The following is a 17262-nucleotide window of genomic DNA, read 5'->3' as shown; positions in this document are numbered from 1 at the left end:
TGTCTCTCTTAAGACAACTTCTATATTCTAGCAAATCTAGAATACCTTGTCAACACTTTTTTGAAGTTTTTTTACTTCTCGTGTCTGCTATCTCTCGCGAAACAGCTTATTTATAATATCATCTCTGGCCTGTCTTGTCAATAACTTTTTTAAAGTTTTGGAACCTTTTCAAGTTTGTGGCAAGTCAGTTAAGACAACTTTTATATCTTATCACCCAAATCAATACTTGTCAATAGGATTTTTAAAAAAATAAAGCAGTACAATCATGTACTGCTAAATAAATTATTTAAAAATTTCTTTTACTTGAGTTGTAACCATACTTTTCTATAAAGTCTTGGCGGAACTCAAGTAAATTGTCATCTATAATAGCTTGTCGTACCTTGGCCATTAAATTTACCAAGAAGTAGAGATTATGATAACTAGTCAGGCGAATTCCAAACGTTTCATCTGCTTTCAACAAATGTCTCACATAAGCACGTGTGTAATTCTTACATGTATAACAATCACACTCAGGATCTATAGGGCTAAAATCTTCTGCATACGCCGCATTTTTAACCACGAGACGTCCTTGACTCGTCATACAAGTTCCGTTACGAGCAATTCGTGTTGGGAGGACACAATCATACATATCAACACCACGAATAACACCGTCAATCAAACTATCTGGTGCCCCTACCCCCATAAGATAACGTGGTTTATTCTCAGGAAGTAAAGGCACGGTAAAGTCTAGAACTGCATTCATCTCTTCATGAGTTTCTCCTACTGCAAGACCTCCAATTGAATAACCTGGAAAATCCATGGAAACCAAATCCTGTGCAGATTGTCTACGAAGATCTTCAAAACCTGCTCCCTGTACGATTCCAAAAAGGCCTTGGTCATGTGGACGACGATGTGCTTTTAGCCCTCGTTCTGCCCAACGACTTGTACGTTCAATAGAATTTTTCACATAATCGTATGGTTGGTAAAATTGAGGGCATTCGTCAAAACTCATCATAATATCTGAACCGAGATTGTTCTGAATCGAGATCGCTTTTTCAGGAGATAAAAACATCTTACTTCCATTGAGGTGATTTTTAAAAGTTACACCTTCTTCCGAGATGTTTCGTTTTTCGGCTAATGAATATACTTGGAAACCACCGCTATCTGTAAGAATCGCTTGGTCCCAATTCATGAATTTATGGAGTCCTCCAGCTTTAGCAACGAGCTCATCACCAGGTCTTAGCCATAAATGATAGGTATTGGCCAAAATAATTCCTGAACCCATCTGTTTTAATTCTTCAGGAGATTGCGTTTTTACTGTAGCTTGGGTACCTACAGGCATAAACATCGGTGTTGGAAAAGTTCCATGAGGCGTGATAATTTCCCCCAGGCGTGCTCCTGTGTGTTTTTCTTTCTTTATAAGACGATATTTAATAGGAAAGTCAGTCATTTATACTCCTTACATTAGGAAAAACAGTCCTAAGTATTTTTTAGTAAGTGGTCATTATCCACAACCGCTTTAGTTTATCAAAAATTACAAGAATTGTCAGCTCTATATTTTCAAACTCTCGATGAATACCATCAAACACCAACATTAACATTCATAGCAAACAAAAAAACAACAGTCTCGAGCACTGTTGCTTTCAATAACGTCTTATGCTGAAAGAACTTTACGTCCTTTACGACGACGAGCTGCAAGAACACGACGTCCATTTTTAGTTGACATACGGTGACGGAATCCGTGTTTACGTTGACGACGGATTTTACTTGGTTGATAAGTACGTTTCACGTTGAATACCTCCTGATAGATTTTCGTATTCGTTTAGCCGGCTATTTTTGATCAGTTACTAAACATACCATACTATTTTATAGCAATAGCTTAATCTTGTCAAGAATTACTTAGATATTAATTTAATTATATCTTTGAAACCCTTAGGCTGGTGATAATTGTAGACCACATTACTATCCCTATATCATCGCTTGCTCATAACCTTCTTGCTATTTTAGCTATTTTCTTGAGCACCTCTTTTCGCTTATGGTCACCCATATACTCAACAGGTGAAATCTGGGTAACTTTGACCGATTTAATACCACAAGGTTTTAGGACTTGAAATTTTAGAACTTTGCTATAATCTTGAACTAAAGGTAGAACTATCTTTGGTGTATTGTGGGTTGTAATAATCCAAGCTTTCCCAGTCAGTTTACCATCCAATCCACGGGGTGTATTTTCATAGGCAAAACTAGCAGCAAAGACGCGTTCAATAAATCCTTTCAGTATAGCCGGCATTCCACTCCACCAAATTGGAAAAATAAAAATCAACTGATCTGCCCAAATTATTAAATCTCGATAGTCTTTCATAGCTACATCGTGCGCTAGGTCTCTTCTCCTATGCGTTGTATCAAAGCGTAAAACAGGATCGAACCGCTCTTTATACAAATCTAGAACCTTTAACTCATGTTTAGACGATAAATTCTCCTTGACTGTCTCTAGTATAGAGGCATTGTAGCTCTTGTCGTTTGGATGTGCGTAAATAATTAAGGTTTTCATTGTTTAGCTCCTTTAACGTAGATGTCTAACATAGTACTAACAGTCTCTTTAATAGTGTTACTATTGAAATTATCACCAATAGGACTCCTTACCAAAACAGCTAATCCAGTAATAAAACTCCAGATATGAACTAATATTTCTGTCTCACTACCAGAAATGTTCATTTCACTTTTTAGCTTCAAAACCACACTCTTAAAGTGCTCAAATCCTGGTAAATGGGCATTAACAGAGATACTGTCCTGGGTTAGTTCCATATAATTGAAAGGAAACTTAATAAATAAGGCCTCAAAACTGTTTGTTTCTTTTTGAGCAAATTCCACAAAATTACACCCCATTAATACTAATTGATCCCTTACATCAAGAGAAGAGTCTATTCCTTGTGTCAGATACTTCAAAAAGATCTCAGATAAACGCTCTAAAACTACCTGAAGATATACACCCTTATTTTCAAAGTGCTTATAGGGTGCTCCATGGGTGATCCCGCATCTTTGAGCCACCGTTCGGATAGATAGTTGATCGATCCCTCTTATTCTTATCTCCTCAATTCCAGTTGTGATTAACTTTTCCTTCAATTCAGCAGTATTACGTTTCATTTTGACTCCTATTTGCATATAAGTAGACAGCGATTACTTTTTATTAAAAGTATACACTGTCTACTTTTAATTGTCAAAAAAACTAGCCTTCAAATAAGACTAGTTTCTGTAAGCAATAACGCTATTCTAATTATACTTTTGTCACAACAACGTAACGATTAGGATCGTCCCCTTCCGAGTGACTTTCAACCCCTTCAATTTGAGAAAGTGCCTTATGGATAATTTTTCGTTCGCTATTCGTCATTGGATCCATAACATACTCTCGGCCTGTTTCTTTTACTTTAGTTGCCGTTTTTTCTGCTAAATCAATCAAAGTCTCTGTGCGTTGCTCCAAATAATCACGAACATTAAGAACAACACTAAAGCGTTTAGAATGACGATCGTGCAAATAATTTTGCGCTAAAAGTTGTAAAGACTTGAGAACCTTGCCATGATAACCGATAACACGACCAGGCTGGTCTGTTTCAATCTGAATGATAATATTGCGACGATTGTGACTAACCTCTAGGCTAGCATCAACATCCATTTCATAGATAATTTTTTCAAGATAAGATAAAACATCATCTGCAGCTGCTTGAATATCTTCTAAATTATTTTCAGAAGACTCATCTGAACTAAACTCAGAGGACACTAAAGAACTGAAAGCCCCTTCAGAAGTCTCCGAAGTTTGAACTTGAGTAACCGGTTCTAGTTGGGGTTCAAGCGAATTTGCCATAGATTCTGTCGCACCCTCTTCTGATAACTCACGTTTAACAGATAGCGGAATAATTGTTGCCTTTGGTTGCTCCTGTTTCTTATCTGGCAACTCTTCATCAAGAGTCTCTGTAGAAACTGGTTGCTTTAAGTCTTCATGTGCAATTTCCTTATTATCTGAAACCGCAACAAGTTTTGTCACTTTATTGAAAGCAATCGTTTCGTCTTTTGGACTTGCGACAGAATCGTCTAATTGTTTTATAGCATCAGGAGCCACTTTAACGGTGTTTTGATCTGCTTCATGAGCTATCTTTTCATTTATTGGTTCAACACTAACTCGAGCTGGCTTCTTTCCGAACCCTAGAAAACCTTTTTTCTCACGAGAAATCACCTTAATATGAGCCTTCATACGGGGTAAATTAAGATCTTTCAAACCTTTTTCGATAGCTTGTTCGACTGTTCGTCCAGAATAGACAACCATAATAAGCCTCCTTATTTACGTTTATGCGCCTTTTTCTTGGCACGACGAATCTTAGCTTTGCGTTCTTTTTCTTCCGCTTCCAAACGATTACGTTCTTCAATGATTTTAAACGGATTATTAAAAACCAAAATCTGAACAACTTGGAAGGCGTTCGAAACTGCCCAGTAAAGTGCTACCCCTGAAGAAATCTGAGTTCCAAACCAGAAAATAAAGATTGGAAGCATGATATTCATAACAAGAAGCATTGCACTACGATCTTTAGCTGCCTTATTTGTCAACCAAGTTGAAAGGAAGGTGAAAGCAGCCGCCAAAATCGGAAGAATAAAGTAAGGATCTTTCTGACCTAGGTCAACCCAGAGGAATGTTCCTTCTCGCAACTCTGGCACTCGTGTGAGCGCTCCATAAAGAGCCATCAAAATAGGAAATTGGATCAAGAGAGGAACGAAGCTTGCGTAAGGATTTACACCATGCTCTTTATAAAGATCTTGTTGTGCATAAGCAAGAGCTTCACGATTCTCGCGTCCAGGATACTCACTCTGCAAGCCACGTAACTCTGGCTGCAACTCTTGTAGTTCACGGCTTGACTTAATTTGGCGATTATAAAGAGGAATCATTACCGCACGAATTAAAATCGTGAAAATAATAATACCTAATCCAATAGAACCACCAAATGAGAGCCCTTGAATAGCCTTCCCAAACATTAAAATAAGACGTTCCCAAAGGCCTGTAGAGTGACTTGTAACATCACTTCGTCCACACGCGGACAAAAGCAAGAGAGCTCCTGCACCTAAAACAGATATATTAAGTTTTTTCTTCACTAAAAACTCCTTTTTAATACGATAAAGAACTGCTTCGCTTCCATTCATTAAGAGTATCTCAAAAATCAGGAGTGATTTTAGTTTATCCTACAATGTAAAGAAGCAAAATAATCTACTAGTCCTTATATAACTTTGCTATTTTTAAGACATGAACGAGATTGCTATAAATGTCTTGATAACTTAAGTCTTCGACACCTTTACGAGCAATAACGACAAAATCTTGATGTTCTAACTGAGATGACATGTCCATCAGTGCATGTCGTAGACGACGTTTTACCCGATTCCGAGTAACCGCATTACCAAGACGCTTACTGACTGACAAACCTACTCTAAAATGAGGTAGATCACGATCCAGACAGTAGACAACAAATTTTCGATTAGCAACACTGTGTCCTGCATCAAATAATGCTTTAAAGTCTTTCTCTTTCTTAACGCGATAAGATTTTTTCAAAATGCGACTCCAAACTCAAAATTAGTACTATTATATCATAAATAGCAAAAAAGCCCAAAACCTTATGGTTAGAGCCTTAGAGACTTATTTTTTTAGAGCTTTTTGAGCTTCTTTGATTTGCCATTTAACCTGGTCAAAACCAGTTCCACCAAGGGAATGACGACGTTCAACAGCTGTATGAGATTTAAGTGTCTCATAGATGTCCTCTTCAATTAGGTCTGAAACTTCTTGATAACGTTCGAGAGGAACATCCTGAAGGTAATAACCAGCTTTGGTACACTCAAGGACAAGTTTTCCAACAATCTCATGTGCTTCACGGAATGGTAGGCCTTTAGATGCAAGATAATCAGCCAACTCTGTAGCATTTGAAAAATCTTTCTCTGTTGACTCTGCCATATGTTTGTCGTTAACAGTCATTGTATTGAGCATGCCTGCGAGAATATCAATAGCGACAGTAATCGTTTCTACCGTATCAAACATACCCTCTTTATCTTCTTGGAGATCTTTATTGTAGGCCAAAGGTAATGACTTCATCACGGTCAACAATCCAATCAAGTTGCCATAGACACGACCTGATTTCCCACGAATTAGTTCTGCCATATCTGGGTTTTTCTTTTGAGGCATAATGGAAGAGCCTGTTGAAAAAGTATCAGATAGAGTTACAAACTTAAACTCGTTAGAACACCAGTTAATGATTTCTTCACAAATACGTGTCATATGCATCATGAGAATACTTGAGTTTGACAAGAATTCGAGAATAAAGTCACGATCGGAAACAGCATCCAAGGAATTGCTATATGGTTTTGCAAAGCCCATTAAGTCAGATGTCATATTACGATCAATTGGGAAAGTTGTTCCGGCTAGAGCAGCAGCTCCGAGTGGAGAAATATCCGTATGCTTGATATTAAATTCAAAACGTTCGGCATCACGTGTAAACATGTTGTAATAAGCCATCAAGTGGTGACCAAAAGAAATCGGTTGTGCATGCTGCAAGTGGGTGTAGCCTGGCATAATTGTGTAGGTGTGTTTATCTGCTAGATTGACCAAAGTACCACGTAAATTATCAAGCTTTTCAATAACTTCCACTAGTTTGGCTTTTAGATACAAGTGCATATCCGTTGCCACTTGGTCATTACGTGAACGTGCTGTATGAAGTTTTCCTGCTACTGGTCCAATTTTAGCTGTTAAAAGACTCTCCATATTCATATGGATATCTTCATTAGAAACATCAAATTCTAGTTTACCAGCCTTGTACTCCTCAAGCAGTTCTTCCAAGCCCTGTTTAATTTGCAATGCTTCCTCTTTGGTAATAATCCCTGTCTCACCGAGCATAGTAACATGAGCAATAGATCCTTTAAGATCAAACTCTGCCATCTTTTGGTCAAAGGAGATTGAAGCACCGAATTCTTCTACCCATTTTTCAAGACTAGCTTCGAACCGACCGCCCCATAGTTTATGATTTTCTGCCATAGTTTTATTTTGAAGATTTCCCCTCACTGGGATAATCTTCCATCCTTTCTTAATACTTATAACAAGCAACGACCTCTTTGGTCACAATAACTTAAATGAAAAAAGCTAGATAGTATTTGTCTAGCTTAATTTGTCTCTCTGGACACTTGTTTTCCTAAAACCCGATCTCTGTCGTAGTTTATTTAGGCTCGTGACGCCTCTCAGAACGTCTTAACGATAATAATATAAGTTATAAGAAAAGAGTATCAGATGTGGCTCTCTGTCCACTTTTATCTGATAAGAAGCGTTTTTCTTCTACTATCCTACTTTTCTTATGCAATCTGTCATTAATTGTCAAATGGATGGTTAACTTGTGAATTAACCTGAGTTGGAAGACCCCAAAGCTTGATAAATCCAATCGCAGCATCCTGATCAAAGCTGTCAGCTGATGTGTAAGTAGCCAAGTTTTCATCATACAATGAATTAGCTGATTGACGTGCTACTACTTGAGCATGCCCTTTGTAAAGTTTAACTTTAGCGATACCATTAACAACTTTTTGTGTTTCCTTAATATAAGCAATGATAGCTTGTGTTGCTGGGCTAAACCACAAAGCATTGTAGATAAGGTTTGACAATTCATTTTCAAGAATTGGTTTAAAATGAGAAACTTCACGTACCAAAGTTAAGTCCTCAATTTCTTTATGAGCTGTCAAAAGGGCGATAGCTCCTGGACATTCATAAATTTCACGAGATTTGATACCTACAAGACGGTTCTCAACGTGGTCGATACGTCCAACACCATGCTTACCAGCAATAACATTCATTTCTTGGATAAGGTCAGCCAATTTCATTTCTTTACCGTTAAGAGCAACTGGTTTCCCTTCTTTGAAAGTAACATCGACATATTCAGCTTCATCTGGCGCAGACTCTGGTGAATTGGTGATCCCAAAAGCTTCTTCTGGAGCTTGATTCCAAGGATTTTCAAGAACACCACACTCGTTTGCACGTCCCCAAAGGTTTTGATCGACTGAGTAAGGATTATCAAGATCTGCTGGAACTGGAACACCATTAGCCTTAGCATACTCAATTTCTTCCTCACGAGACCATTTCCATTCACGCACCGGCGCCACTACTTTAAGACTTGGGTCTAGGGCAGCAATGGCAACTTCGAAACGAACTTGGTCATTACCTTTACCAGTACAACCGTGAGCGATAGTTGTTGCTCCTGTTTCATGAGCAATCTCAACTAATTTTTTAGCAATAATTGGACGGCTAAGCGCTGAAACCAAAGGATATTTTTGTTCATAGTAAGCGTGAGCCTGAAGTGCTGGAAGCACATAGTCTTCAGCAAACTCGTCTTTGACATCAAGCACGTATGACTCGATAGCTCCAACTGTCAAAGCTTTGTCATGGATGAACTCAAGATCTTTACCTTCACCGACATCCATACAAACAGCGATAACATCGTAATCTTTTTTAAGCCATGTAATAGCGACTGAGGTATCAAGACCTCCCGAATAGGCAAGAATAACTTTCTCTTTTGACATAATATTTTCTCTTTTCTTATATTTTCTTGCGGTTGCTATCTCTATCAACCTTACGAGATTTATTATATTGAATATTTATTCACCTGTCAACAGTTTTTTGTTATTTTTTTATATTTATTTCGTTTTATTTGTTTTTATTTATTATTTCGACCTAAAAAGTGGATAAACCTTAATTTTTATTCAATTTTATGCAATTAATGGTGGGAGATAAAAAAACACTCTTGAAACGATACAAATAGACTCAAAAGCATCTTTAACTATCTATCTTCTAAAATGCCAAAAGGCCTGTACAAAGTACAGACCTTTTGAACAACAGCATCATCGGTAGAGAACACAACAGCAATTTTAGATAGAATGAATGAGGGAAATTATTATGTTTAAGGGACTAACTTAAACCATACATTCTTCTTGCTCTCTAACCTTGATTACATTATAGCATGCAATCCCAAAATGTATATCTTCATTTCCTAAAATGTCGAATTTCACTCACAGAATGTATTTTTTATCCCAATCTGCACCAATCCTCTTAAAAACAAAAAAGGCTTGATTTCTCAAGCCTATTAATTTCTATAAAAAAGATATGTAATTGGACGAGCGGCCAATAAAAAATGGGGATTAGGAAAAAGTTATATAAAAGTACATTATTTATTTTCATAAAGTGTATGTAGATTTCAATAAGATTGACGATGTCTCATTTCCGAATCACATATCTTGATTACATAATAACTTTTTTCAATTTAATTGTCTACACGATTTCATAGAATGTCGTTTTTTCATCCTGAACTGCATTTTTTTTTAGTTATTTTTTTATAAATCTCTAAATTCCATCACTAAAGGACATCTATTTTGTGTTTTTACAGAATTTGCTCACCTATAAGATAATCAATCACCTATAAAATAAACACATGCTTTTTTAGACTAAAAAGAACATTAGTCGATGACTAATGTTCTTTTACATCTGACCATTTTTTAAGCAAGGCCTTCATTTTCAAACGTGAAACTGGACAAGAATCGCCATTCTCAAAGTAAATCATCAACTGACTCTTATCAATACGAGAAATATTATCCAAATTAACTAAAAACGAACGATGACAAGAAAAGAGTTTTTTATTCACCGAAGTAATATCTCCAAGATTGGCATAAAACTCCAAACGCTCTGTTTTGGTAATCAGCATCACCTTATGAGGTGTCACAGCAGTCGCAAAATAATAAATATCTCTCATAGGGACTTGAATTCGAGACTGTGCTGTTTCAAACTCAAATATCTCATCATCATCCAAATCTCCAACTTTTTGATTTACAAAAGTCAATGTTTGTTTTAGTTGTTGTTTGAACTCTGCATTAGAAACTGTCTTATCAATAAAATCTAGTGCAGAAACCTTGTATTTAAAACTAATCGGTGCAAACTCTGAGTGAGTTGTCACAAAAATAATAACCGCATTAGCATCTTGTTGGCGAATTTCTGAGGCTACTTCTAGCCCCTTCTTTCGCTCACCATCAATATCAATATCCAAAAGGAAAACCTGATGGTTACCCTTCTCGTTGATACTGGACAATAGTTTGTGGGGTTTAGAAAAAACTTCAAGTTTTCGTACGGAAAACGTGCCCTCTGAAACCAATTCTCTGATGATGTCACTAATACGTGTTTGCTGCATTAAGTCATCTTCTAAAATGTAAATATTCATATTAGGGCCTCATTTCTAGTATTTGCATCATTTTATGATTCTGACTACGGACAGAGAAGGACGTATTCGGATAACGTTCCAAGATATCTTGAACAGCATTAACACCTATACCACCCTCAGGATGAGGAGTCTGGGTACTCATCATTGAAAGTGGAACTTGCTCATCTGCAATTGTACTTTCAATAATAAAACTCTGGCAATCTTCTTCATCAAAATAGGCCAGACTAATGAAACCCTCACTGGCTTTACGAGCACCATCAATAGCATTATCCATGAGGTGACCCAAAACCACAGCTAAATCTAAATCAGTTAGATAGTTATGAGTCACTGGATCTGGAATCTCTGCATGAATATTGAGTCGATACATCTGAGCTTCATGATATTTTGATGAAAGTAGACTATGAATACTTGGGTTTTGGATATTATCCAAATCTGTGACCTGAGTCGAAAAGCTGTGCTGATCTCGATTGACATAAAGATCAACTAAATCTTTTTTGTAAGAACGAATATCTCCTGTTCTTTCGATATCTCTCAAATTATTAAGCAGAAAATTATAGTTAGAGCGAACATGCATCAAGTCTCTATACAAACCTTCCACCCTAGTATTCTCGTGCTTCAAATCATCAAGATAGTTGGCTTGCTTCATGGCCAAATCCTGCTCTATTTTTTCCTTAGCAAACTGGTTCACAGCTCCTAGTACAAAGAGGAGTAAGTAGAGATATCCCATTACCAATGGTACACGAAACCTACTCTCAAGATGTAACTCTGGAAAATAAGTATCAAATGTCGACACCAAAAAGATAACTAAATAATAAAGCAAAAGAAGCATGTTGACCAAACCCAGACGGTTCTTTTTTTCTTGTTGGGTCGCAACTTTAAAGATATCTGTAAAGTCTAGACGCAAAATAAAATCTACTATTCTGACCGTCAACATGACAAAGGAAAGTGGTACCATAGACCACCAAATATTGTTGTTTAAAGTAGCAGCAGTTATGCCAAGTATCGGCGGGAAGAAGAAGGTAGCCAAAAAACGTCTTGCCAAATCGACTAGTACCACCGGGTAAAAACCTAGAAAAAAGCGCTCTACAGAAGTGACACTTTTATTCAGTTGATAACTAAATGTCAATGTTACAATGGCTACTAAGGGAGGTACTATGCCTATGTAGCGTCCAATGAGTTGTCCCCAAATGCATAGAGCAACATCAAATAACAAATAAAGCATACGATTTTTAAGATTAGTGTTTTGCCCACCAATACGTAAGTAGATATCCCAAATGATGACAAACATCAAAATTTGAAATAAGATGTTACCCAGCATAGTTATCCTCCTTTCTACGATTATAGTCCTACCGTGACAATTTGATAGGTTTTAAATAATTCTTTTTTATTTGTTAAACCGATACCGTTTGACCAGCAAAACTGAGCAAAATCACGACTAATAGCCAGACTATCGTCTAGTTTAGGATCAGCTTCCTGGTTGGTATTCTCAAGAATAAAGCTGAGATTGCCATCCTCATTCTGTTGAATAAGGAAACCAATATCTGTCTCCGGTTCCTTGGCCCAAAGTTTTTCAGCTAAGTTCATGCAACGTTCTAAAACTCTAATAAGAACTGCAATATTTAAATTGTTAGGATAAGCATCAACGTTGACATCCAACCTAACGGTGATACCCTTTTGTTCCAAAGGAATGATTTGGTTTACAATCCAACTTCTTAATACCGGATAAGGAATCTCGAACAGAGGAGCCAACTTATCATTTAAGTCCAAATTATCAAGTTTAAGATGATTCAAATGCTCATGATAAACGGATAAAACCTCTGATAATTGATTTTTAGCCAATGGAGTCTCAAGAGCTACCAAAAGACTCTCAAAGTCTTTTTCAATAGGCTTTACTTTTGTAAAAAGATCCTCAATATGTTTATTATAGACTTCCAAGTTATAGACATAGGTCTCCACAGCTTCCTTACTACGTTCTCTGACAAATTTATGAGAATAGCGGTTCAAGGTTGTTACCATTAGGAGATAAACTGCCATTGCAATAAAAATTGGCCCTCCCACATTACTACCTGTTGATACCAAAATAGTACTACAAGTAATGTAGAGTGCAAAGGTCAGATCAACGGCTATCAACAGACGTTCACGACCACGTGAATAAATCAATTCCTTGACCTTATCAACATCTGAACTGGAAAGATAATTGATATAGAGAAAGAATGGGTAAATCAGTACAAAAGATAACAATTTGAGGAAGAAGTTTTCTTGAATATCACCCAAAGTCATATTTGTAAACAGATTATTGAATACATAAAATGGGGTAAAAGTCGCAAATAAATCTGTAAAAATAACCGAGAAAGCTCCAAAAAAGAGGCTTGCCCAGAGCGTCAAACGATGTTCCCGACGTTCCTTTAAGGCCAAAGCTAAAAAGATAAGAACTTGATAATAGAAGCCATCACCTTTACCAAGTGATACCACTATACCTAAGAGACTTAAACAAAATACTTTCCAGTAAGCTAGTTTGCTCCTTGTTAGTTTTTTATAAATAAACCAGGTAATATGAAAACTAATAATTTGAATAATACTATTTTCAAGGGATACCATGGTCCAAAGTTGTAAGTTCATGATAATATTTCCTGTTTATACTCAAGAGACATTTTCGTCATCTTCTTCAATGAGTTCTTGACCCGCCTTTTTCAAAATATCCTGATAGGTTTGTTCAATAAGGTCAAAATCCCCACTATCAATACTTGTCTGCATACTAATGAGTATGTTTTCATAATCATGTTTAAATGAGCGTACACTCTTATAGGCAGTTTCGATTTTTTCATTATAAGCTTCCAGACTCCTCAAATGCTCCTCTTGTTCTCTAAGAATTTTACTATCACGAACATCTTTACCGTAGGAAACAAAACGAACAAGAATATACATGTGTATAAGAAAACCAACCCAAATATAAATTTGAGGGTAACCCGGGAGGTAGGTCTGACTCAGGAGCAAGGAGAATATCTCCTGTTTAAAGAGGATAAGCAGATAACTGATAATTAAAATATGATCAACTTGCAAGAGCATGCTCTTATATTTACCCTGCAAGTCCTGATATGGTTCCTTAAAAAAGCTATCTAAACCGAACATTTTTTGCAAGCCTAGAAAGAAAGGAAGAACAACACTATCTACAGCCAAGATTCCTAAATGGTTTGGAACCAACTCGACCGGCTTATTAAAGAAAACTCGGAAAAGATAAAAACTAAAGAAACTTGTAATCAAGGTCCAAAAGACAGGGGCAAAGAAAGCATAAAAATACTTTTCTTCCCGTAAAGCCTGAGGTTTTTCAAGAAAAATAAAGACTAGGAGATAGATTGCATCTGGAATATCAATTTGCCATAGCACCTTGGCTAACCACTTAACGGCAGTTACTACGATTACATAAGGAATATAACGGTAAGTAAAAACATCTAGATAAGCCATTCTAGCTAAAATCACAAGATGTGAAACGACAACAACCAAAGCAATAAGACCATCAATCGCAAGTTGCATATGCTTTTCCCCTTTCTATTTTCCCTTATCCTCCACAAATATTATCTTTGATTTATCAATTATCCTGAAAAGAGAGGACCTGAGTAAAATGATGGTCACAACTACGAGTCTCAAGATTTACTTTTGGATAGCGATTAAGTATATCTGCGACCTTAGACAAACCAAGTCCTCGGCCTTCACCTTTGCTAGAAACCCCTTCATCAAAAATCCTTGACACAGGAATACGTTCTTCTCTGGTTGTATTATCAATAACCAAGATAAGATAACCTTGATTTTTAAAGAAGGATATGGTTAAAGTAGGATTTTCAGAATCCACTGCCGACTCAATAGCGTTGTTTAAGAAGACAGAAGAAATCACAACCAAATCTAAGGCCTCTATCTGAGTTGACGATATAACATCTGGTAACTCCAAATTGACCTTAATTCCTAAGTTCTCTGCCTCAAGCACTTTAGCAGAAAAGAGACTCTTGAGAGACGTGATTTCTAAGTTGATCAAACGTGACAATTCATAATTTGACAAAGTTAAGCTATTTCCAGATTTCTCTAAAAGCTCTGCATACTCTTGTTTCAAAGCAGGTAAGTCTCGACGTTGGATACTAACCTCCATTGTCTTAAGTCCTTCAAGATAATCCTTCTTCACCTGAGAAATATCATTATAGAGATTTTCTAAACGGTGGCTATATTCCTCTAAACTTTCCTCATGTCTAGCCATTTCTTCGGCCAACTGGTTTTTCACTCTTCTCTTAGAATAGATATTAAGCTGAGCAAAGAGCAAAATAAAGAGAATGGAGTAAACAATCGTAATACTGCCTGCTAAATAAATAAAGAGGCCTGTGTAAGGAAAGATGTTACTGGCATAGAAAATAATTAAAGATAAAACAATATAAGCCAGAGTAACCCCAACCAATAAGCGTTGCCTAACTTGGTAAGTATGGTTATTTCCCATAACATTGAGAGCACCAAAGTCAATAAAGAATACTTTGACAATCAGATGAAAAATTGGATAAATCAAGAGATAAGACAAAGCAATAAGTACTGGGGTGTCCTTGACCTGTAAATAATTAATTTGAAAAATCCATGGGAAAAAGTAAAGTTGAAGCAGTTTCGAGGTGACTTCAACAAAAACCCACGGCAAAAAGGTGAAAAGAAAAGAATTCTTTTCACTACTTGATATTTTATTTAAGAAAAGATAGCAGAACAAAAGTGCTAAGAGCGACCCTGTAATGCCTCCGACAAATAGAGAGAGTAAGAGACTCCCTGCGATAAACCAGCATTTACTCTTCCAAGTTTTGAGCAAAGCTGACATATCGTGACTAACAATTAAAATAGCCAATAGACGTAGAACCGTAAACAAAACGATCATCTCTAGACTCCCCCTTTCCTTTCAAAAATCAACCTACTTTATTGTAACATAAATATATAATTTAGCGTCATTCCTATTAGAAAAAGCTAAAAATATAAATTTATTTTTCTCGGTTAAGAACAATCAATTATTAATATGAGCGTCAGACCATTTCCCATATCCCTTACTTTTCATAAACATAAAAAAGAGCTTAGTTTTTCTAAGCTCTTTAACTGACTCATTACCTCTTTTTATGGGTACATGCCAATGACGTAGTAGAAATACCAACCAAATCTTCTCATAATGCTCACTCCTCCCTACTTTTTATTACCAATCTATTATAAAACTAATTTAAAGTTTTGAAAATGATGATATGATTACGAAATATCATCATTATATTACAAATACACTCTTAGTAATACCCCATTAATTGCTGATACATTGTTTATGTGCATTCGAAAACCCAACAATTGTTGGGTTTGTTTTTATAATGTTGCAAGAACTTGATCAATATGTTTGATTGATTTTTCACGACCGAGCAAGAAAATAGTGTCTGGCAATTCTGGACCGTGCATTTCTCCTGAAACAGCAATACGGATTGGCATGAAAAGGTTTTTCCCTTTGATTCCTGTTTCTTTTTGAACAGCCTTAATCTGAGGGAAAATGTTTTCAACAACAAACTCATCATCAGACATAGCTTCGAGTTTGGCTTTAAAAGCCTCAAGTACTGTTGGTACTGTTTCACCAGCCATAACTTCTTTTTCAGCATCTGTCAATTCTGGGAAATCTTCAAAGAAGAGATCTGTAAGAGGGACAATTTCTTCTGCAGCTGTCATTTGTGGTTTGTAGAGTTCCACTAATTTTTCAGCTTTATCTGTTAAACGACCAGCTTCTTCCAAGAAAGGTTTGCAAAGAGCAAAGACCTTATCGAAATCTGCATTCTTAATGTAGTCGTTACTCATCCAATCCAATTTCTTCTGATCAAAGGCCGCTGGTGACTTACTTAGACGGTTTTCATCAAAAAGTTTAATGAGTTCTTCACGAGAAAAGATTTCGTCTTCACCGCCAGGATTCCAACCAAGAAGAGCAATGAAGTTAAAGACTGCTTCTGGAAGGTAACCTTTTTTACGGTAGTCTTCGATAAACTGAAGGGTGTTAGTATCACGCTTAGACAACTTCTTACCAGTTTCAGAATTGATGATAAGGGTCATGTGTCCAAACTCAGGTGCTTCCCAGCCAAGAGCTTCATAAACCATGAGTTGTTTTGGTGTATTGGCAATATGGTCATCTCCACGGATAACGTGTGAGATTTGCATATCGTGGTCATCAATAACTACCGCAAAGTTGTAAGTTGGGTAACCATCTTTCTTCTGGATAACCCAATCGCCACCGATATTGCCACCTTCAAATTCGATATCTCCCTTAACGATATCATGCCATTTATAAATTCCTGACTCATTAACCGCCAAACGAACTGTAGGAACAATACCTGCCGCTTCACGTTCTGCGATGTAGGTAGCTTTTTCTTCTTCAGTCATACCAAGGAACTCGTTAATATAACGAGGTGTTTCACCTGCTGCTTCTTGACGTTCGCGCTCTGCAGCCAACTCTTCTTCAGTTACATATGACTTATAGGCTTTACCTTCTGCCAAAAGTTGATCAATATATTTTTGGTAAAGTGGCAAACGCTCTGATTGACGATAATTTGCATGTGTTTCAGGACTTTCATCCCAGTCAATCCCCAACCAACGCAAGTTATCAAGCTGTGAACGCTCACCATCTTCAACGTGACGTTTACGGTCAGTATCTTCAATACGGATAATGAAAGTACCGCCATGATGACGTGCATAGAGGTAATTAAACAATGCTGTACGGGCATTACCAATGTGTAGAAGTCCTGTTGGACTTGGTGCGTAACGAACGCGGATATCTTTAGCCAAGATAAATCTCCTTTTTATGTTTCATTCTTCAGTCTTTGGATACCTATTAAGCCTAAAGTCCCTCCCTTTGGAACAACCTTAAGACGATAAGTACCAGTAGGCAACTCTATCCCCCAAACTTTCCAAATAAAAATCTAGAAGCGAGTACCAATCTTTCTTATTATATCACAATCTAGGGGTGGTTCGAGAAATTTTGTTAAAAAAA

General features: G+C 36.8%; 15 protein-coding genes. All 15 read right to left on the bottom strand.

Going from position 1 to position 17262, the window contains the following annotated elements:
- Positions 1 to 286 precede the first annotated feature (286 nt).
- The 15 genes from tgt to gltX all read right to left on the bottom strand — a co-directional run bounded on the left by tgt (position 287) and on the right by gltX (position 17057).
- Positions 287 to 1429, bottom strand: coding sequence for a tRNA guanosine(34) transglycosylase Tgt (gene tgt, locus O3670_RS10215; protein ID WP_060971559.1), 1143 nt, complete (start codon positions 1427 to 1429; stop codon positions 287 to 289).
- 204 nt (positions 1430 to 1633) lie between these two features.
- Complete coding sequence (gene rpmH / locus O3670_RS10210) at positions 1634 to 1768, bottom strand: 50S ribosomal protein L34 (protein WP_002885866.1); 135 nt, start codon at positions 1766 to 1768, stop codon at positions 1634 to 1636.
- A gap of 195 nt (positions 1769 to 1963) precedes the next feature.
- The gene (locus O3670_RS10205; protein WP_073686074.1) at positions 1964 to 2527 is read right to left on the bottom strand and encodes an NAD(P)H-dependent oxidoreductase; all 564 of its coding nucleotides are present in this window, start codon (positions 2525 to 2527) and stop codon (positions 1964 to 1966) included.
- Positions 2524 to 3120 carry a TetR/AcrR family transcriptional regulator gene (locus O3670_RS10200; RefSeq protein ID WP_073686075.1) on the bottom strand — a complete coding sequence of 199 codons (597 nt, stop codon included), beginning with the start codon at positions 3118 to 3120 and terminating at the stop codon, positions 2524 to 2526. Before O3670_RS10200 ends, O3670_RS10205 begins: the two co-directional genes overlap by 4 nt.
- A 130-nt stretch (positions 3121 to 3250) precedes the next feature.
- Entirely contained in the window at positions 3251 to 4294 is a 1044-nt protein-coding gene (jag, locus tag O3670_RS10195; protein ID WP_155198374.1) for an RNA-binding cell elongation regulator Jag/EloR, read from the bottom strand.
- Between the two features lie 11 nt (positions 4295 to 4305).
- Positions 4306 to 5112 carry a membrane protein insertase YidC gene (locus O3670_RS10190; RefSeq protein ID WP_371596100.1) on the bottom strand — a complete coding sequence of 269 codons (807 nt, stop codon included), beginning with the start codon at positions 5110 to 5112 and terminating at the stop codon, positions 4306 to 4308.
- Positions 5113 to 5227: 115 nt separating this feature from the next.
- Positions 5228 to 5563, bottom strand: coding sequence for a ribonuclease P protein component (gene rnpA, locus O3670_RS10185; protein WP_002891957.1), 336 nt, complete (start codon positions 5561 to 5563; stop codon positions 5228 to 5230).
- Positions 5564 to 5647: 84 nt separating this feature from the next.
- The gene (argH, locus tag O3670_RS10180; protein WP_037601513.1) at positions 5648 to 7033 is read right to left on the bottom strand and encodes an argininosuccinate lyase; all 1386 of its coding nucleotides are present in this window, start codon (positions 7031 to 7033) and stop codon (positions 5648 to 5650) included.
- 326 nt (positions 7034 to 7359) lie between these two features.
- Positions 7360 to 8559 carry an argininosuccinate synthase gene (locus O3670_RS10175; protein ID WP_037598503.1) on the bottom strand — a complete coding sequence of 400 codons (1200 nt, stop codon included), beginning with the start codon at positions 8557 to 8559 and terminating at the stop codon, positions 7360 to 7362.
- A gap of 941 nt (positions 8560 to 9500) precedes the next feature.
- On the bottom strand, positions 9501 to 10244 hold the full coding sequence (locus O3670_RS10170; RefSeq protein WP_371596099.1) for a response regulator transcription factor: 744 nt from the start codon (positions 10242 to 10244) through the stop codon (positions 9501 to 9503).
- Position 10245: 1 nt separating this feature from the next.
- The gene (locus O3670_RS10165; RefSeq protein WP_049545217.1) at positions 10246 to 11562 is read right to left on the bottom strand and encodes a GHKL domain-containing protein; all 1317 of its coding nucleotides are present in this window, start codon (positions 11560 to 11562) and stop codon (positions 10246 to 10248) included.
- 20 nt (positions 11563 to 11582) lie between these two features.
- Positions 11583 to 12863 (bottom strand): hypothetical protein, encoded by a 1281-nt coding sequence (locus O3670_RS10160; protein WP_049545216.1) that lies wholly within the window; start codon positions 12861 to 12863, stop codon positions 11583 to 11585.
- Positions 12864 to 12884: 21 nt separating this feature from the next.
- On the bottom strand, positions 12885 to 13775 hold the full coding sequence (locus O3670_RS10155) for a hypothetical protein (RefSeq protein WP_037600066.1): 891 nt from the start codon (positions 13773 to 13775) through the stop codon (positions 12885 to 12887).
- A gap of 55 nt (positions 13776 to 13830) precedes the next feature.
- Positions 13831 to 15138, bottom strand: coding sequence for a GHKL domain-containing protein (locus tag O3670_RS10150; protein WP_049545215.1), 1308 nt, complete (start codon positions 15136 to 15138; stop codon positions 13831 to 13833).
- 464 nt (positions 15139 to 15602) lie between these two features.
- A complete protein-coding gene (gltX, locus tag O3670_RS10145; protein ID WP_049545214.1) occupies positions 15603 to 17057 on the bottom strand; it encodes a glutamate--tRNA ligase in 1455 nt (484 codons plus the stop codon).
- Positions 17058 to 17262: the final 205 nt, after the last annotated feature.

Source organism: Streptococcus sp. 27098_8_74 (assembly GCF_041431705.1).
GTDB lineage: Bacteria > Bacillota > Bacilli > Lactobacillales > Streptococcaceae > Streptococcus > Streptococcus salivarius_E.
The sequence above is the reverse complement of the archived record's forward strand: the minus strand, read 5'-3'. Positions and strand labels throughout refer to the sequence as shown.